The organism is Streptomyces sp. NPDC002817 (genome assembly GCF_053592055.1).
In genome coordinates this window covers 220,863-238,950 of the sequence record NZ_JBSFUY010000005.1, presented here as the reverse complement: position 1 = coordinate 238,950, position 18,088 = coordinate 220,863, and the positions used below count along the sequence as shown (strand labels likewise).

The following is an 18,088-nucleotide window of genomic DNA, read 5'->3' as shown; positions in this document are numbered from 1 at the left end:
GGCTCCGTCAGGGAAACCGCAGGCGAGGGAGGCGTGGATGAGTCTGGTGGAGCTGATCGCTCAGGCCGACGAACGCGGACTGGCCGCCAGCGGGTTGGCTTGTTTGGACCGGTGCGTGCCCCTGCTGGGCGGTGACGACGAGCTCCTGAGACCGCTGTGGGCGAGCCTCGCCGACACCGGCGACTGGGGCGCGGGCCTGGAGGTCGCGCGCGGCAAGCTCGGGGGCGGGGAGGACGTCTCCGAGGACGAGGCCGCCGTGCTCGCCCGCCGGATGCTCGACGCCGCGCCCGCCACGCCGGACGCCGCCGAGGTGCGGGTGTGGGCCGACGCCTGCTCCGTCGCCTCGCTCCAGATCCACCGGCTCCTCGACCCCGCTGCCGACGACGCCTCGCTCGACGCCCGCCGCGAAGGCCGCACGGAGGGCATGCCCCCGCTCGTCGCCGCCGAACTGCGCCGCCAGGTCACCGTCCTGGAGGTACTCGCCGGGCACGGCACGGCGGGGTTGCGTCGGGCGCTGGAGGTGTCGGTGGAGGGGCGACGGGTGTTGCGGGCGGTGGTGTCGCGGCGGGCTCGGGGGCGGAGTTGATGGTCTGAAGGGTGAGTGGGTCAGCCACCTGACCACCCCGCCACCCGACCACCCCGCCACCCGACCACCCCGCCACCCGACCACAGTGAGGCTCAGAGGACCAGCCACTTCACCACCGCATCGCCGTACTGCGCCGTCTGCCCGTAGAACGCCGTGAGATCCCGATGGGCCGCCGCGAACGCGCAGCGCAGTTCCGGCTCCGCGTCCTGGCCGTCGTACGGCTTCAGCAGGTCGACGCGCGCGTTCCGCCACAGGGCCTCGAAGTCGGCGGTGGCGAGATAGGCGGCGACGCGGTTCGTCTGGGCCGCGGTGAGCAGCAGGAACGGCGGTGCCGTCGGGTCGGGGTGCGATATCGGTCGGCCCCCCATGACCACCTGCGTGTGCGGGCCCTCGCCGGTCAGGGTGCCGGCGTACAGGCGCTCCTGGTCGAGGTAGCCGCCGTCCAGCACCTCCTCCCGGTGGCGGCCGATCCGCTCCCGTACGGCGTCCCAGTCGTCCTCGAAGAGCTTCTCCAGCCAGGCCGGGCTGTTGCGCAGTGCGGCGGGCGGAATGGCGCGGAAGTGGAAGTACATGCTCATCAGTGACAGGAGCGCACGGGAAGGGCGAACCGTCACTCCCGGGCAAAACGCGCACCTGGGAGGGGACTGTGCCCGTCGTGGGGCGGAGGTGGGGCGGTCCTGCGCCGGTATCGGGAAGGGGCCCGGAATCGGGTGACGAACCGGCTCCCCCGCACGCTCTTGGGGATGTGACGACCCATGTGACGACACAGCAGGTGACCAGGCCCCCGGCGGCGACCAAGCCGATGCGGTGGGCGGCGGACGCGGTGGCGACGATGCGCGAGGGCGCGCGGGTGCGGCTCGACTACTCGGCGCAGAGTCTGTGGCGCGTCGACCGGATGGTCGAGGACCTGCGGCGCGAGGGCACGCCGTACGACGCCGTCGAGGCGGTGCTGCGTGGCTTCGGCGCGTACGCGGGTGAGGTGATCGCCCGTCAGTCCGGTGCCGAGTGGTGGACGAGCGGGGGTGACCACTGGATCCGTACGCCCGACGGGCTGCTGTGGGATCCGATGGACGAGGCCCGGCGGTGTTTCGCCGGTCACGGGTCGCTGCGGTTGCTGTGCCGGGACGCGACGGGTGCCGCCCGGCCGTGAGGGCGGGTTCCTGAGCGGCTTCCCGGGACGGCCGGGATCCCGGGCAGTGGGGGGCCCGGCCGTCGATCCGGCGGTTCCGGTGCCCTACGGCGCCAGCACCTGGCCCAGCCGCGCGTCCGTCGGTGTCGCCAGTGCGGTCTTGCTGTAGATCACCGCGTCCGCGTACCCGAGGCCCGTGCTGTTGCTCGGCAGGTGGAGGAGGATTCCGTCGCCGGTGTCCTCGTTGTCGGCGCCGAGGGTGAGGTCGGCGCGGCCGTAGCCGGAGAGGTCGGTCAGGGAGACCGAGGAGCCGAAGCGGTCGTCGGTCTCCGTGGACCCGGGGATGCCCGAGGTGTCCTGCGAGACCGCCACCGAGCCGGAGCCCGTGAGCCCCGACGCCGTGCCCCTGACCAGGATCGCGTTGCCCGCGTTGGTGCGGTTCACCCCGTCGCGGACCAGGTCCTCGCCCGGGGCGCCCGCGAGGACGTCCGCGTAGCCGTCGGCGTTGTGGTCGCTGACGGAGACCGAGCTGCCGAGCGCGTCGCCGGACTCGTCGCCGCCGGGGACGGACGCCGTGTCCTGGTGGATCACCGTCATGCCGGTGGTCGTGAAGCCGGTCGAGGTGCCCGGCACCATCGTGATCTGGCCGCCCGGCTTTCCGCCGGACTCGGAGGCGACCGGCTGGCCGATGACGATGTCGTCGTAGCCGTTGCCGTTGACGTCACCGGCGGCGATGGACCGGCCGCCCTTGACGGAGAGCACGCCGGCCTTGGTCAGTCCGGTCGCCGAGCCCGCGAAGCGGACCACGCGGCCGATGCCGCCGGTGTCACGGTAGTTGAGGGCGACGTCCGCGTAGCCGTCCCGGTTGAAGTCGCCCGTCGCGGCGTCCAGGTAGGCGACCGCGCCGGTGGCGGAGGTGAGCGTGCCGTACGTGTACTTTCCGGCGCCCAGTCGCGCGTTCCAGTTGCCGCCCCTTCCGGCGCCCGCCGAGAAGACGTCGGCCTTGCCGTCGCCGTCGAAGTCACCGACGGCGACCGTCGAACCGAGCTTGGCACCGGCCGCCGTGACACCCGAAGTGGTGTACGAGAAGCCGGTGTTCAGCGCCGGTCCGTACATCACCGTGACGTTGCCCCGGTCGGCGTTGCCGCTGGTGTCGTCCTCGCCGGGGGAGCCGACGGCGAGGTCGGCGTAGCCGTCGCCGTTGACGTCGCCCCAGGCGGTCGAGGCACCGAAGGCGTCACCGGTCTCGGAGGAACCGGGGACTCCCGCGCTGTTCTGGGTGAGCGTCACCTTCGCGGCCGTGACAGGCCCGTTGGCGCTGCCCGGCACCACCTTCACCGCGTTCGCCTTCGGTACGCCCGCGACCAGGTCGGTCACGCCGTCCCGGTTGTAGTCGGAGGTGGGGAGGGCGTGCGAGACACCCGGCGTCTTCGCGAGCGTGGCGATCGTCGACAGCTTCGCGTAGAGGTTGGCGCCGGGGCAGGCCGTGGCGTTGGTGTCCCGGTGCCCGAAGACCCGGGGCAGAGTGATCGAGGCGCCCTTGGCGACCTTGTTGCCGTCGACGCCGGCGTCGCTGCCGGAGACCAGGGTGACCTTGCCGGTCGGGTCGATGCCGTACATCCCGAACTTCCACGCCACGATCCGCGCGATGGCGTCGAGCGCGGCCTCGCTCGGCTCGGCGCTCTCGTAGTTGCCGATGTACGAGATGCCGACCGTGTTCGTGTTGAACCCGATGTCGTGCGCGCCGGTGACCGGCAGGTCCATGCCGCCGCTGCGGCCCTCGAAGATCTGGCCGCACTTGTCGACGACGAAGTTGTAGCCGATGTCGTAGTAGCCGCGCGCGAAGTGCTCCTGCTGGATGGAGCGCAGCCGGGCCCGGGAGTCGGCGCAGGACAGGGTGTTGTCGCTGTCCATGCCGGTGTGGTGGATGACGGCGGCCTTGATCTCGGTGCCGTAGCCGGGTGTGCCGTCGTAGTCCGTGGAGGCGCCCCACTCGGCCTGGGTGATCACCGGGGGCTTCACGACCGTGGAGGGGCGGGGTGCCGGGACGGTGGAGGTGGGGGAGGGGGACGCGGAGGGGGAGGCCGACTCGGAGGGAGTGCCGCTCGGAGTCTGCGTGACCGTCTCCGCCGGGGTGGCCGTGGGGCTGTCGGTCGCCGTCGGCGTGCTCGTCGTCACCGCCACGGGCGTCTGGGTCTCCGCCACGAACGCCGCCGGTTCCACCCCGCTGCCCTCGGGATCCGTACCGGGGTCGAGGAGCTTGACGTCCATCCCGGCCGGCTGCCCACCCGCCTCCGTGCCGTCGGCGTTCACGACCCGCACCTCGACACCGTCGGAGTCACCGGTCCACAACGACTCCGTACCGCCCCGCAGCGCGGCCCGCTCGCCCTCGGCCCCGTCGGCCTGGCTCGGGTCGTCCTGGAGCTTCCGCCAGCCCGACCATCTGCCCGACTCGGCGTCCCGGGTGCGCACTTCGGCCGTGCCCGGGGACTTCGCGTCGGGGTTGTCCCAGGTGACGAGGACCGCGCTGAACCGGTCCGTCTCCCGCCGGTCGAGCCCCTTGCGGCCCGAGCCCTCGCTCTGGAGCCTGAGCGTGTGGACGGCCGACTCACGGCCCCCGGCCCTGCTGTCGGACTGCGCTCCCGGATCGGCCATGGCGTACGTGGCGATGCCCGCACCGCTCAGGACGACGGCCCCGGCGGTGAGCCAGGCCCGTCTTCCGAGACTGAGCGGTCTGTACGCACGGCTGTTGCGAGGACTCAAGAATCCCACCCCTGAAAGATGAACACGGTCGTATCGGCCGCCACTTGGGCAGCACCTACAGACAGCGCGCAGCTTTGGCCAAACATCACGCGTTGCGTGACCGACGACGTACGAGAAAACAAAAGGTTGCACGGAGCCTGTGAGGCATCTGTGTGGGAAGGGCCACGCCCGTGACCCGTGATGTTCCCGGGGCGGCATCCGCTGGGACAGCGGGGAGTGCAAGCCGAACGAAGGGGTGGGGCCCATGGAGAAGCAGGCCGAACGGGTGCTGTGCGCGAGCGGGATGCGGGGGCGGGCGGCCGAGTTCGTCGCCCGGGTCACCGCCCGCAACCGGCTGCCGCTGGACTACTCCGTGGCCAGTCTGCGGGTCGTCGACTTCCTGGTCGACGGGTTGCGCAAGGGGGGTGCCGACCGGGAGCGGGTGAGCGGGCCGCTGCTCGCGCTGGGTGCCTACGTCGGTGAGGTGCTGGTGCGCCGGGCGGGTGCGGTGTGGGTCGATCTGGACGAGGCGCAGCGCGGGTACTTCGGTCAGCCGGTCGGCGTCCGGATGCCCGACGGCCGGGTCTGGAACCCCCTCGGCAAGGTCCTCAACCGATTCGAGGCGGGCGGCCCCGAGGAGTCCCTGCAGACCTTCTATCTGACCCTGCACGGGCGGGTCCGGCGAAGGAGCGCGGCGTGAGGCGGACCGTCGACGTCGCGTACGGCATGGGCTGGGGCGGCGGGTCCGTCCTCGGGCCGATCGGCCCCGAGGAGGCGGCCGCGCGGGACGCGGCGGGGCAGCCGTACGCCGTCGTACTGCGGCAGACCGGCAGCGCCGAGGTCGTCGTGGCGCAGGTGGCGCCGGCGCGGAACCACCTCGGCGTCGCGGTGTACGACGCCCAGGGGCGGCGCTTCCTGGAGGTCGACCTGCGGCAGCTGGACGCGGACCGGCTCTTCCTGCGGCGCCGGAGTGCGTGGGTCTACCCGGACGACCTGGCGCCTGAGTTCGCGCCGGACGCGGGGCGGGTCACGGTGTCGCTGTGGCCGGACGGGCGGGGCTCCGAGGCCGTCGAGCCGCAGGGCGACAAGGGTGGCTCGCGGCACACGGTCGCCCGGGTGCCGGACGGGCAGCGGTGGTTCGAGGTGCCCCGGTTCGGGTGCTGGGAGCGGCTGTTCGCGCCGCTGGGCATCGAGGGCGCGGACCGCGTCGAGCTGCGGGAGATCACGGACGTACCGCAGGGCGAGACCGTCGAGCCCAACTGGCGGGCACCCGAAGGGATGCGGCCCCGGTATCTGGCCGAACTGTTCGTCGCGGGCACCCGGTTCTCGTCGCCCGACGGCGAGTACACCGTGCGCGAGCCGATCGAGGCGGGGACGCTGCTGCTGCCCAGCGGGCGGCTGGTGGCGAAGGACCCCACGTACGGGGCGAGCGACGAGGACGCCGGGTTCACCGCGACGGTGGCGCCCGGGAGTTACCCGGTGCAGATCGCCCGCGCCGCCGCCAAGTTCGAGGAGTACGTCGCCGCGCGCGTCCTGGTCTCCGACCGGCCGGCCGTGCGCTGGGAGGCCGCGCTGCTCGACGGGCAGGACGAACGGCTGCTGGGCGAGGGCGAGTTCTACGGCTTCGGGGTCGACGCCGGTACGGCCGCCTTCACCGACGCCACCGCCGCACCCGACCTCGGGCGCCGGTACTGGGACGACCTGGTCGCCGGTACGCAGGTGGAGGACGTCCACGGTGTCGCGGTCGTCGACGACCCGGCGAACGGCACCAATCTCGTCGCCTACCCGAGCGGCCGGGGCGACGGCTCCTACCCGGTGTGGGTGGGCCGGGACCGGGAGGGCGAGGTCACGTGCTTCGTGGCGGACATGCTGGTCCTGCACCGGGCGGAGCCGAGCACGGCGCACGCCGTCACCTGACCAGGCCGTGGACGCGGTGGATCCGGGGAAGCCCGCCGCGTCCACGGCCGTCCCCGCGACACGCGGGGCGCAGTGACACATCTGGGACGTCCGGCGCTGTTGACCGTGGGGGAACACCCGCAGGGGCGGTCATGCAGAACAGTGCCGGACCGCCACGAACCGGTACGGACGAGGACAGTTCTTGGGTCGAGGAGGGGAACCCCGCCGAGTGCAGGCGTACGACGGGGAGCTTGGCGCGGCCGTCGCGCGGGCCCAGGAAGGCGACGAGGCCGCCTTCGCGGTCGCGTACCGGCTCGTGCAGCCCGGCCTGCTCGGCTACCTCCGCGGGATCGTCGGCGAGGACGCCGAGGACGTGGCCTCCGACGCCTGGCTGGAGATCGCCCGCGACCTCGGCCGGTTCAAGGGCGACGGGGCCGGCTTCCGCGGCTGGACCGCCACCATCGGCAGGCACCGGGCGCTGGACCATCTGCGCCGGCTGAAGGTGAGGCCCCGGTCGGCGGCGCTGGAGCAGGACGTACTGGATCTGCCGGGCCCGCACAGCACCCACGACCAGGCGCTGGAGTCCATCTCCACGGACCACGCCCTGGAGCTGGTCCGGGGCCTGCCCCGCGATCAGGCGGAGGCCGTGTTGCTGCGGGTGGTCGTCGGTCTCGACGGCCCCGCCGCCGCCCGCGTCCTCGGCAAGCGGCCGGGCGCGGTGCGTACCGCCGCCTACCGAGGGCTGAAGCGGCTGGCCCAGCAACTGGGCGTGGAGAGTGTGACGGATGACGATCCCCGGACGCTGGGGGAGTCGAAGCAGTGAAGGACGACGACGGCGGCAGGCCGGACAGGGACAGGGACGGGAACGGGCATGGGTGAAGGGCGGAGCGGCGGCGGGGTCCCCGGCCGTCGGCATGTGCACCCTGGCGGTACCGGTTCCCCGAACGCAGACGGGGCCGACGGCCTGGAGACGCTGCTCGCCGCCGCCATGCGCGAGGACGCCGCCCCGCGCGCGAACCGCGCCGGTGACGAGGGCGAGCGGCAGGCCCTCGCCGCGTTCCGGGCCGCCCGCGACGCCGGGGCGCACCGGGCCCGCACCCGACGCCGGGACGACTGGCGGCCCCGGGAGCAGCGCCGGCTGTCCCGTTCGCTGCGGACCACGCTCTCCGTGTTCCTGGCGAGCCTCACCCTCGGCGGCGTCGCGTTCGCCACGATCGGCACGGGCGGCTCGTCGCCCGAGGCCGAGAAGAAGGACCCGCCCCGGCCGGGGACATCCGCGCCCGTACGGCAGCCAAGCACCACGGCCCCCACCGCCGAAAGCCCTTCCGCACAGCCCGACCGCCCGGTCACCGCCCAGGACACCGAGGCCCACTGCCGCTCCTACGAGAAGGTGCGGGGCCGCGGCAACGCGCTGAACTCCACGGCCTGGCAGCGGCTCGTGGACGCGGCGGGTGGTGAGGGGAACGTCGCGCAGTACTGCGCCGACCAGCTGGCACAGGGCGAGAAGGCGGACAAGCCCGGCAAGAGCGAGAAGAACGCCGACAAGACGGCAGGCAAGAAGAAGCAGTAGCCCGGCAGGACCCCGTGGCCAATGCAACGGCCGGGGCCGCCACCCCCCACAGGAGAGGCCCCGGCCGTCGCGCGGCACGGGCCGCGCGGCGACCCGTATTTCCTACAGCGCCATGGATGCGTTTTCTGTCACACCGGGGGAGTACCCACCCCGTCCCGAGGTAGTTGCATCTTGTACGGACATGGACGAGCAGCGGTTTCAGGTCGTAACGTGCCTTTCGCGCCGAGCGCGGAAGCGAGAGATCACCGCAATCGCAGGCGGCCTCGGGGCCGCGACCATCGACTGAGGAACCATGCGTGCTGGGGGATGACGCGGAGCTGACCGCCGCGGTGCTTGCGGCACAGGACGGGGACGAGACCGCGTTCCGGACTGTGTACCGCGCCGTGCACCCGCGGCTGCTCGGATACGTCCGGACGCTGGTCGGTGATCCGGACGCCGAGGACGTCGCCTCCGAGGCGTGGCTGCAGATCGCCCGGGACCTCGAGCGGTTCAGCGGGGACGCGGACCGCTTTCGCGGCTGGGCCGCCCGTATCGCCCGTAACCGCGCCCTGGACCACATACGTATGCGTGGCCGCCGTCCCGCCATCGGCGGCGACGAGACCGAGCTGACCGGGAAGGCCGGCGAGTCCGACACCGCGGGCGAGGCCATGGAGGCCCTGGCCACCGACAGCACCCTCTCCCTCATCGCCCGTCTTCCGCAGGACCAGGCCGAGGCCGTCGTGCTGCGGGTGGTGATGGGCCTCGACGCCAAGACCGCCGCCGAGACGCTGGGCAAGCGGCCGGGGGCCGTACGGACCGCCGCGCACCGGGGTCTGAAGAAGCTCGCCGAACTGCTCGGCGCCGATCTGGAAGCGGACGGTGTGCTCGACGCGCTCCCGCCTCAGCGAGAACCGCACACTCGTGCGGTGACGTCCGCGAGTGTGACGCATACGCGTCCGCGGACGCAGAAGGACATGTGATGGCCGACAAGCAGTACGGGTGGCTGGACCGCGAAACGGCGGAGCGTTTGCTGCGCGGCGAGTCACTGGACAACGCTGTCGACGCCGCCGACCGCGACGAAGCCGAGCGTCTCGCCAAGACCCTCGGCGCGCTCTCCGTGGAACCCCCGATGAGCAGCGCCGAACTCCCCGGCGAGGCCGCCGCTCTGGCCGCCTTCCGCAAGGCACGCGCGACCCGCGGCCCGGCTGCCGCCGGATCCGACCATCCCCTGCCCGCCGACCGAACCCACCCGGCCGGGGGCACGCCCGCCGCGGGCGCCCCCTCGCCGACCGCTGCCACAGGTCAGACCCCGTCGGCCGCCGGCTCGGGGCACACGTCGACGGCTGCCGCTTCAGGGCCCGCCTCGTCGACTGCTGCCTTCGGCCGGACGCAGTCGGCTGACGCTGTCGGCCACGCCTTGCCGGCGGCCGACCTCGGTCGCACCTTGTCCGGCGCTGCGCCGGGTAACGCCCCGTCGGGCAGCCCCTCGAGGCCCGCCCCGTCGCCCGCCGGCTCAGGGCACACGTCGACGGCCGCTGCCTCAGGTCATGTCTCGCCGTCCGCCGTCTCCGGTCACACCTTGTCCGGCGCTGTGCCGGGTCACGACCCGGCGGCCGGTGCCTCAACTCACCCCCGGTCGGCTGCCCCCTCCGGTCACCCCCGGTCGGCTGCCGCCCCCCGACACATCCCCTCCGCCGCCCCCGGCGGCACCCCCTCCACCGACGCCGGGCTCATCCGCATCGGCGCTCCCGGTCACCGCGCCCCGCGTTCCCGTCACCGGCGGCATGTGCGGTTCGGGGTGGCGGCTGTGGTTGCGTTCGGGATGGTCGGTGGGGTGGTTGTCGCGGCTGCGACCGGGGTGCTGCCGAAGCCGTTCGGGGAGGACGGGCCGCGGCCCGGCGCGTCGGTGTCGGCCGCGGTGACGCCGGACCGTCCGCTGGTGTCGCCGTCGCCGGACGGTGCCGCGGAGGGTGAGCCGACGCCCGAAGGCTCCGCCGGTGCCTCCCCCGATCAAGGCACCCCGCGTACCGACGCGGGCGGCGCTCCGAGCGCCGACCCCGACGGACACGGCCGGACGGGCGACTTCGGCTCCTGGTGGGACGGGGCCCCGTCGGCCTGCCGCGACATCCGTGACGGCAAGCGGCTGTCCACCGACCGCAGACGCGCCCTGGAAGGGCTGGCGGGCGGCTCCACGCGCGTGTGGAAGTACTGCAACGACGTACTGAAGACCTCCGACGGTCAGGCCGGTCGGGAAGACGACCGCAAGGACTCGGACAAGGACCAGGACGGCCCGGGCGGTGACGACGACAGCCACCAGGGAGCCCCCGGCGGCAACGGTCACGGCAATGGCCACGGCCACGGCAACGACCACCACCAGAACGGGGGCCTCTCCACCCCCTCGCCGTCCCCGTCGGACGACACCACGCTTCAGCCGAAACGCGCCGCCGCCGTTCCCGAACCGTCGCCCAACCCGTCGTACTCCGCCCTGTGACCTGTACGTCCCCAGGGTGGTGAACTTTTTTCGCGACGGGTGTGACATTTTCGGCCGCGGTGGCGCTGAGATGAGTGAGCCGACTGGTCATCGGCCGTCGCACAGAGCCGGGGTTCCCCCCGTACTCACGGCTCGTGCACCTCGGCGCGGGCGGGACACGTTCCCCCGGTCCCGCCCGCGCCCCACAGGTCACCAGTGCACGACGACCTTGTCGCCGTTGCGCACCTCGTCGAACAGCTCCGCGATCGCCGCCTCGTCCCGCACGTTGACGCAGCCGTGCGAGGCGCCCGCGTAACCCCGGGCCGCGAAGTCGGACGAGTAGTGCACCGCCTGGCCGCCGCTGAAGAACATCGCGTACGGCATCGGTGAGTCGTAGAGCGTCGAGACGTGGTGGCGCGACTTCCAGTAGACGCTGAACACGCCTTCCCTGGTCGGTGTGTACTCCGAGCCGAACCGCACCGGCACCGTGGTGACGGTCCGCCCGTCCACCATCCAGCGCAACGTCCGGCTGGACTTGCTGATGCACAGCACCCGGCCCGTCAGACAGCGCGCGTCCGGCTTGTCGGCCGGCTGCCCGCCCATCAGGTACAGCTCCCACTTGCCCGGCTCATGGGTCATCCTCAGCAGCCGCTGCCAGGTGACGGAGTCGGTCTCACCGGTCTTCGGCAGCCCACGCTTGCCCTGGAACCCCTTGACGGCCTCCTCGGTCGTCCCGTCGTACGTCCCCGTCGGCCCCTCGAAGATCCAGGCCACCTGTCGCAGCCGGGCCTGCAGCTCACGGACGTCACGGCCGGTGTCGCCGGGGGAGAGGAGCACCTTCGGCGGGGTCTTCGTCGGCTCGGCACCGGGCTTGTCGTCCTCCGCGCCGGCCGAGGACGAGGGGGAGCTCTTGGGCAGCTCGACCCGCACCGGGCTCTTCCCGTCGCCCTCCGCCGCCTGCACGGTGCAGCCGCCCACGGCCGCCACCGCCACCAACGCGGCGATCACTCTCCTCATGCCCTCTGTACGCATGCCCGCCCCCGCCTTCTCACCACTCGTGTCACCAGAGATGGCTTCCCGCGGATGACTGGTTGCGAACGGCACGGCATTGTTGTGAGGAACCGGCGAGTGATTCCTCAGCGGGAGGCGGCACACCATGGCGCGCGAGTCGGAGTCCGGACTGCCCATCGAACCGGTCTACGGTCCCGGGGCCCTGGACGGCTGGGACCCCGCGGAGAAGCTGGGCGAGCCGGGCGCGTACCCCTTCACCCGTGGCGTCTACCCGTCGATGTACACGGGCCGGCCCTGGACCATGCGCCAGTACGCCGGCTTCGGTACGGCGACGGAGTCCAACGCCCGCTACCGGCAGCTGATCGCCCACGGCACGACGGGCCTGTCGGTCGCCTTCGACCTGCCGACCCAGATGGGCCACGACTCGGACGCCCCGATCGCCCACGGCGAGGTCGGCAAGGTGGGCGTGGCGATCGACTCGGTCGACGACATGCGGGTGCTGTTCGACGGGATCCCGCTGGACCAGGTCTCGACGTCGATGACGATCAACGCGCCCGCGGCCCTGTTGCTGCTGATGTACCAACTGGTGGCGGAGGAACAGGGCGTACCGGCGCGGCAGCTGACGGGCACGATCCAGAACGACGTGCTGAAGGAGTACATCGCGCGGGGGACGTACATCTTCCCGCCGAAGCCGTCGCTCCGGCTCATCGCCGACATCTTCAAGTACTGCCGGACCGAGATCCCGAAGTGGAACACCATCTCGATCTCCGGCTACCACATGGCGGAGGCGGGGGCCTCGCCCGCGCAGGAGATCGCCTTCACGCTGGCCGACGGCATCGAGTACGTCCGCACGGCGGTGGCGGCCGGAATGGACGTCGACGACTTCGCCCCGCGTCTCTCCTTCTTCTTCGTGGCCCGTACGACGATCCTGGAGGAGGTCGCCAAGTTCCGTGCGGCCAGGCGTATCTGGGCCCGTGTGATGCGGGACGAGTTCGGCGCGGAGAACCCCAAGTCCCTCATGCTGCGCTTCCACACCCAGACGGCCGGGGTCCAGCTGACGGCCCAGCAGCCGGAGGTGAACCTGGTCCGGGTCGCCGTCCAGGGCCTCGCGGCGGTACTCGGCGGCACGCAGTCCCTGCACACGAACTCCTTCGACGAGGCGATCGCGCTGCCGACGGACAAGTCGGCGCGGCTGGCTCTGCGTACCCAGCAGGTCCTGGCGTACGAGACGGACGTGACGGCGACGGTCGACCCGTTCGCGGGGTCGTACGTGGTCGAGAGGATGACGGACGACGTGGAGACGGCCGCCCTCGACCTCATGCGCAGGGTCGAGGACCTCGGCGGCGCGGAGGCGGCCATCGAGCACGGCTTCCAGAAGAACGAGATCGAGCGCAGCGCCTACCGCATCGCGCAGGAGACGGACGCGGGCGAGCGGGTCGTCGTGGGCGTCAACCGCTTCCGGCTCGACGAGGAGGAGCCGTACGAGCCTCTGCGCGTCGACCCGGCCATCGAGGCCCAGCAGGCCGAGCGGCTGGCCGTGCTGCGTGCCGAGCGCGACCGGCGGGCGGTGGACTCGGCCCTGGCGGCCCTGAAGAAGGCCGCCGAGGGGGAGGACAACGTCCTGTACCCGATGAAGGAGGCGTTGCGGGCCCGGGCGACCGTCGGCGAGGTGTGCAACGCCCTGCGGGAGGTCTGGGGGACATACGTTCCGGCGGATGCGTTCTAGCGTGCGACACTCGCTTTCATGTTCGGTGTCATCGACCTCCCCACCTATCTCGCGGGCCTTGTCCTGATCGTTCTCCTCCCCGGGCCCAACTCCCTGTACGTGCTCTCCGTCGCCGCCCGGCGCGGGGTGCGGGCGGGGTACACGGCGGCGGCCGGGGTGTGGTGCGGGGACGCCGTGCTGATGACGCTGTCGGCCGCGGGGGTCGCCTCGCTGCTCCAGGCCAACGCCGTGCTGTTCGGGATCGTGAAGTACGCGGGCGCCGGGTATCTGACCTGGCTGGCGGTCGGGATGCTGCGGGCCGCGTGGGGGATGTGGCGGGCGCGAGGGGAGGCGGCCGCGGTCGCGGAACCCGGTGCCGCCGATGAGCGGCCCTACCGTCGTGCCCTGGTCATCAGCCTGTTCAACCCCAAGGCGATCCTGTTCTTCGTCGCCTTCTTCGTTCAGTTCGTCGACCCCGGGTACGCGTACCCGGCCCTGTCCTTCGTCGTGCTCGGTGTGCTCGCGCAGTTCGCGAGCTTCCTGTACCTCACCGCGCTGATATTCAGCGGGACGAGGCTGGCGGACGCGTTCCGTCGCCGGAGGCGGCTGTCGGCGGGGGCGACATCGGCGGCGGGAGCGCTGTTCCTGGGGTTCGCGGTGAAGCTGTCGCTCGCGAGCGGTGTGTGACTAGAGGCCCAGTCGCGCCGTGTACTCCCCGAGCCCTTCGGCCGTCTCGCCCGCCCAGCCCACGTAGCCGTCCGGGCGGATCAGGAACAGGCCCGCTCCGTACGACGCCTGCGCATCCCCCTGTACGACCTTGACCGCCCCCGGCACCTCCGGCGCCTCGCTCCCCACCGCCACCAGCGTCCAGTGCGGTCCCCGGAACGCGTCGAAGAGACGTGTCCCGTCGAGCAGTCCGTCCGGAGCTCGGTCGCCCGCTCCTACCCCGGTCGGTGTCGCCCTGGTCTCCTGGGTGAGGGACGAGTCCCGGTACCCCAGCCCCAGCTGACGGGTCGCGTCACCGCGTCGGGTCTCCCCGCGGTGGACGCTCGCCGACAGGCCGAGCATGTCCGCGGCGATGGGGCGCCGCTCCTCCTCGTAGGTGTCCAGCAGCGTCGCCGAGGCATCGCCCCGCAGTACCGCGCCCAGCTTCCAGCCCAGGTTGTAGGCGTCCTGGACGCTGGTGTTGAGGCCCTGCCCGCCCGCCGGTGAGTGGACGTGGGCCGCGTCGCCGGCGAGGAGGACCCGGCCCGAGCGGAAGCGGTCCGCGAGGGCCATGCGGGGGCGGAAGTCCGAGGTCCAGCGGACCTCCGTCACATCGGAGGCGTCGAGGTGGGAGCGGGCGGCGACCACCTTGCGGACGCCGTCCGGTGACACGTCCACCGCGGTGTCCGCCGGGAACCGGGCCGCCACCTGGAAGTCCTCCGTGCCCGCGAGCGGGCAGATCGCCAGGAATCCGTCGTCCTCCCCGCTCGGCGGGAAGACATGCCAGTAGTCGCGGTCCAGGCCGGTCAGGCGTACGTCCGCCACCAGCATCGGCTGCGGGTCCACCGTCTCGCCCGTCATCCCGATGCCGAGCGTGCGTCGCACCGCCGAGCGTCCGCCGTCCGCCGCCACCAGATACCGGGCGCGGATGTCCTCGCCGTCCGTGAAGTGGGCCGTCACTCCTTCCTCGTCCTGGGTGAGACCGGTCAGCTCGCGTCCGAAGGCGACCGCGCCACCGAGCTCCGTCAGCCGCGCCGCCAGGATCTGCTGGGTCCGCCACTGCGGCACCATCCACGGCGCGTTGTACGGGGAGTCCTCCGTCGCCTCGGCCGGCTCGAACATCTGGTGCTCGCCGACCTGCTTGCCGTCCTGCCAGACCATCCCGACCGGGTAGCTGCCGCCTGCGGCGTGGATCGCGTGCAGGACGCCCAGGTCGTCGAAGACCTCCATCGTGCGCGGCTGGATGCCCTTGCCCCGCGAGCCGGGGAAGAGCTCCTCGGCCTTCTCCACCACCAGCGCGTCCACCCCGCGCCGGGCCAGGTCGATACCGAGGGCGAGGCCGGTCGGGCCCGCGCCCACGATCAGTACGTCGGTGTGCATATCCGCACGCATACGGACCACTCTCCTTAACGCTGTTAAGTGCCGTCGCCATGACCATGCCCTTAACGCCGTTAAACTGTCAAGCGTGACTACGGAACGACGCGCGCCCCTCGACCGCACCCGGGTCGCGGACACCGCCCTGAGGCTCCTGAACGAGGTGGGCCTGGACGGGCTGACCCTGCGTGCCATCGCCAAGGAACTCGACGTCAAGGCACCCGCCCTGTACTGGCACTTCAAGGACAAGCAGGCGCTGCTCGACGAGATGGCGACGGAGATGTACCGGCGCATGGTCGCCGGGACCGCACTCGACGCCGGCGGCACCTGGCAGGAGCGGCTGCTGAAGTCCAATCGCGGGCTGCGTGCCGCCCTGCTCGGCTACCGCGACGGTGCGAGGGTCTTCAGCGGCTCACGCTTCACGAGCCTCGTGCATGTGGAGGCGATGGAGGACAACCTGCGCCTGTTCACGTCCGCGGGCTTCACCCTCCCCCAAGCGGTCAGGGCCTCTTCGACGACGTACCTCTACACCCTCGGCTTCGTCATCGAGGAACAGGGCGTCGAGCCCCTCCCCGGCGAACGCCGCGAAGGCTACGACATCGACGAACGCGCCCGCCTGATGGCCGACTTCCCCCTGTCGGCCGCGGCGGGCGCGGAGATCTTCGCGGATTACGAAAGGCACTTCGAGGAGGGCCTGGGGCTGGTGATCGCGGGAATCGAGGCGGGGTACGTCAAAGACGCCGGGTGAGGTCGCGCCGTCAGGGGCGCGGGGAACTGCGCGACCAGCCCCCACGATCCCGCGGCCGACCTCAGACCTGACGAGCCCGAACCCTCCGCACGGCCCGCGTGATGACCGGCGGCAGTAGATCCACGGCGAGACGCCTGGCCGGGGAGCGTCGGGGCCTCGGGGCCGGAACCATCTCCACCACCGGTTCCACGTAATGTCGCGACTTGGGAAACTCCGGCCCCCGCACCCCCGCGGAACGAGCCCGGACCAACCGATGCCCCGCCGCATGCTGCACACTCAACCCACAGTCCGCCCGCCCCCGCAGCATCTCCAGCAACTCCTCCTGCACCGGCGAGGGATCACCCCACGTCCCGTACAGCTTCTGCGTACTGAGACAGATCGGCCGCAGCCCGCGATTGAGCACCGCCTCCCACGCCGCGACCGACACCCCCGGCGTGTGCTCGGACCGGAAGTCGTCGAGCACCACCACACCCTCCGGCAGCAGGATCTCCCGAGCCGCGCCGATGTCGTCGCGGACATGCTCATACAGATGCGAGGCGTCGATGTGGACGAAACGGCAGCTCCCCACCGCGACCTCGGAGGAGATCACCGAGCTCGGCGCCTCGATCACCCGGGGCAGCTCCTCATGGAAGGAGAGGTAGTTCCGCTCGAAGGCCTGCCGGGTGAGGGAGGCGTACGACTTCGCGGTCTCGGCCTTGTTCGCCCCGTCCGGTGCGTCGCCGCCGAAGAGGTCGCAGACCGTGAACCGCTCGCCCTCGTCCAGGTGCCGGCCGAGCAGGATCGCGCTCTTGCCCATGTAGGCGCCGAGTTCCAGGAGGTCGCCGGTGAGGCCCCGCGTCCGCTGCCGGTCGAGGAACCAGGTGAACAGGACCTGGTCGAGGGGAGGGAACCAGCCCGGTACGTCGCCCAGTTCACCGGGGTACGTGTATGTCTGCTGTGCGTTGGCCATGGAGCATGTCTGCTCGCTGGAGCCCGCCCCAACTTCCCCGCGCTGAACGTCCGGTGAACAACCTCAACGAGCCTTGGCCAGGGCCGAACGCAGCTTCGGGGTCAGGGGCTTCTCGACGTACCGGTTCATCAGCCAGGCCAGCAGCAGCATCGAGGCGACCGTCAGCGCGAACGTCTCCGCCGACGGCAGTCCGAGCCCGATGTGCAGCCCGTGGATCACCACCCAGCCGAGGTGCTCGTGGACCAGGTAGAACGGGTACGTCAGCGCCCCGGCCACCGTCAGCCAGCGCCAGTTCGCCCGGTTCAGCCAGCCCAGCGCGATCGCGCCGACGGCGAGGAAGCCGAAGGCGACGACGAGGACGATGCCGAGGGTGGTGCGGTGCGCGAAGGCGTTCGGGTCGGCGGCGTTCCACAGGCTGCGGACCGCGTAGTGCTGGCCGATCAGGAAGCTGACGGCGACGATGCCCCACGCATGGACGTCCCGCCGGTCGCGGTGGACGAGGTAGAGACCGACACCGCCGATGAAGAAGGGGGCGTACTCGGGCATCAGCACGATGTCGAGCAGCGGCTCCTTCGAGGCCTGCGCGATCGCCGCGGCCAGTGTCCAGCCCGCACAGAACATGATCACCCGGCGCCGGGAGGCTCCGGGAAGGACCACGCACAGGGCGAACAGGGCGTAGAAGCGGACCTCCGCCCACAGCGTCCAGCACACCCCCAGCACCCGGTCGACGCCCAACGGCTGCTGAAGCATCGTCATGTTGACCAGGGCGTCGCTCGGTGCGACCGCCTTGAAGGCGACCATCGGCAGTGCGAACACCGCCGTGACGAGCACGACCGCCACCCAGTACGCGGGCAGCAGCCGGGACGCGCGGGACGCGAAGAACGACTTCAGCGGTCTGCCCCAGCCGCTCATGCAGATCACGAATCCGCTGATCACGAAAAAGACCTGTACGCCGAGACAGCCGTATGCGAAATACCCGCTCAGCGTCGGGAACTGGTCTTTCGGGGAACTTCCCCAGGCCGTCGTGACCTCGCCGCCCCGGCCGCCGTAGTGGTAGGCCGCCACCATCAGCGCGGCCACCAGACGCAGTCCGTCCAGGGCCCGTAGACGGGTCTCACGGGGAGCCGTCCGGTCCGGCCGCCGGGGCGTCTCGGTCACCTGGCGGACCGTCGTCGTGGTCACGGATATCCCCTCGATACAGCTTTTCCTACGGGTGCACACAGG

General features: G+C 71.8%; 17 protein-coding genes. 11 read left to right on the top strand and 6 right to left on the bottom strand.

What is annotated here, in order from left to right; all coding sequences use genetic code 11:
• The first annotated feature begins 37 nt into the window (after window positions 1–37).
• Complete coding sequence (locus tag ACWD3I_RS12545) at window positions 38–586, top strand: hypothetical protein (RefSeq protein WP_365392256.1); 549 nt, start codon at window positions 38–40, stop codon at window positions 584–586.
• A 92-nt stretch (window positions 587–678) separates the two neighbouring features.
• Here the strand turns inward: ACWD3I_RS12545 and ACWD3I_RS12540 are convergent, their stop codons facing one another.
• Window positions 679–1,164 carry a DUF1877 family protein gene (locus tag ACWD3I_RS12540; protein ID WP_365392254.1) on the bottom strand — a complete coding sequence of 162 codons (486 nt, stop codon included), beginning with the start codon at window positions 1,162–1,164 and terminating at the stop codon, window positions 679–681.
• Window positions 1,165–1,388: 224 nt separating this feature from the next.
• On the opposite strand from ACWD3I_RS12540, the gene ACWD3I_RS12535 reads away from it, so the two are divergent.
• Window positions 1,389–1,736: a hypothetical protein gene (locus tag ACWD3I_RS12535; protein ID WP_451084086.1), complete on the top strand. Its 348-nt coding sequence runs from the start codon at window positions 1,389–1,391 to the stop codon at window positions 1,734–1,736.
• An 84-nt stretch (window positions 1,737–1,820) separates the two neighbouring features.
• Here the strand turns inward: ACWD3I_RS12535 and ACWD3I_RS12530 are convergent, their stop codons facing one another.
• Window positions 1,821–4,478 (bottom strand): N-acetylmuramoyl-L-alanine amidase, encoded by a 2,658-nt coding sequence (locus tag ACWD3I_RS12530; RefSeq protein ID WP_451084075.1) that lies wholly within the window; start codon window positions 4,476–4,478, stop codon window positions 1,821–1,823.
• Between the two features lie 244 nt (window positions 4,479–4,722).
• Between ACWD3I_RS12530 and ACWD3I_RS12525 the strand changes: the two genes are divergently transcribed.
• The 6 genes from ACWD3I_RS12525 (at window position 4,723) to ACWD3I_RS12500 (ending at window position 10,393) form a co-directional block, all read left to right on the top strand.
• Window positions 4,723–5,157: a hypothetical protein gene (locus tag ACWD3I_RS12525; RefSeq protein WP_365392250.1), complete on the top strand. Its 435-nt coding sequence runs from the start codon at window positions 4,723–4,725 to the stop codon at window positions 5,155–5,157.
• Window positions 5,154–6,374: a DUF4241 domain-containing protein gene (locus ACWD3I_RS12520; protein ID WP_365392248.1), complete on the top strand. Its 1,221-nt coding sequence runs from the start codon at window positions 5,154–5,156 to the stop codon at window positions 6,372–6,374. The genes ACWD3I_RS12525 and ACWD3I_RS12520 overlap by 4 nt, the downstream gene beginning before the upstream one ends.
• Before the next feature lie 181 nt (window positions 6,375–6,555).
• Entirely contained in the window at window positions 6,556–7,176 is a 621-nt protein-coding gene (locus ACWD3I_RS12515; RefSeq protein WP_365392246.1) for an RNA polymerase sigma factor, read from the top strand.
• A gap of 48 nt (window positions 7,177–7,224) precedes the next feature.
• Complete coding sequence (locus tag ACWD3I_RS12510) at window positions 7,225–7,923, top strand: hypothetical protein (protein ID WP_365392244.1); 699 nt, start codon at window positions 7,225–7,227, stop codon at window positions 7,921–7,923.
• 296 nt (window positions 7,924–8,219) lie between these two features.
• Window positions 8,220–8,882, top strand: a complete 663-nt coding sequence (locus tag ACWD3I_RS12505; protein WP_365392242.1) for an RNA polymerase sigma factor — start codon at window positions 8,220–8,222, stop codon at window positions 8,880–8,882.
• On the top strand, window positions 8,882–10,393 hold the full coding sequence (locus ACWD3I_RS12500; protein WP_365392240.1) for a hypothetical protein: 1,512 nt from the start codon (window positions 8,882–8,884) through the stop codon (window positions 10,391–10,393). Before ACWD3I_RS12505 ends, ACWD3I_RS12500 begins: the two co-directional genes overlap by 1 nt.
• Window positions 10,394–10,582: 189 nt before the next feature.
• Here ACWD3I_RS12500 and ACWD3I_RS12495 read toward each other — a convergent pair whose 3' ends face one another.
• Window positions 10,583–11,404 (bottom strand): L,D-transpeptidase family protein, encoded by an 822-nt coding sequence (locus tag ACWD3I_RS12495; RefSeq protein WP_365392238.1) that lies wholly within the window; start codon window positions 11,402–11,404, stop codon window positions 10,583–10,585.
• Window positions 11,405–11,528: 124 nt separating this feature from the next.
• Here ACWD3I_RS12495 and ACWD3I_RS12490 point away from each other — a divergent pair, with 124 nt between their 5' ends.
• Together ACWD3I_RS12490 and leuE are read left to right on the top strand one after the other, a co-directional pair.
• Complete coding sequence (locus ACWD3I_RS12490; protein ID WP_365392236.1) at window positions 11,529–13,109, top strand: acyl-CoA mutase large subunit family protein; 1,581 nt, start codon at window positions 11,529–11,531, stop codon at window positions 13,107–13,109.
• An 18-nt stretch (window positions 13,110–13,127) separates the two neighbouring features.
• Window positions 13,128–13,775, top strand: a complete 648-nt coding sequence (gene leuE, locus ACWD3I_RS12485; protein WP_365392234.1) for a leucine efflux protein LeuE — start codon at window positions 13,128–13,130, stop codon at window positions 13,773–13,775.
• Here leuE and ACWD3I_RS12480 read toward each other — a convergent pair whose 3' ends face one another.
• A complete protein-coding gene (locus tag ACWD3I_RS12480; protein ID WP_365392568.1) occupies window positions 13,776–15,173 on the bottom strand; it encodes an FAD-dependent oxidoreductase in 1,398 nt (465 codons plus the stop codon).
• Window positions 15,174–15,258: 85 nt separating this feature from the next.
• On the opposite strand from ACWD3I_RS12480, the gene ACWD3I_RS12475 reads away from it, so the two are divergent.
• On the top strand, window positions 15,259–15,915 hold the full coding sequence (locus tag ACWD3I_RS12475) for a TetR/AcrR family transcriptional regulator C-terminal domain-containing protein (RefSeq protein ID WP_365392232.1): 657 nt from the start codon (window positions 15,259–15,261) through the stop codon (window positions 15,913–15,915).
• A gap of 61 nt (window positions 15,916–15,976) precedes the next feature.
• Here ACWD3I_RS12475 and ACWD3I_RS12470 read toward each other — a convergent pair whose 3' ends face one another.
• Window positions 15,977–16,864 (bottom strand): class I SAM-dependent methyltransferase, encoded by an 888-nt coding sequence (locus tag ACWD3I_RS12470; RefSeq protein ID WP_365392229.1) that lies wholly within the window; start codon window positions 16,862–16,864, stop codon window positions 15,977–15,979.
• A 63-nt stretch (window positions 16,865–16,927) separates the two neighbouring features.
• Window positions 16,928–18,046 (bottom strand): acyltransferase family protein, encoded by a 1,119-nt coding sequence (locus ACWD3I_RS12465; protein ID WP_451084074.1) that lies wholly within the window; start codon window positions 18,044–18,046, stop codon window positions 16,928–16,930.
• Between the last annotated feature and the right edge of the window lie 42 nt (window positions 18,047–18,088).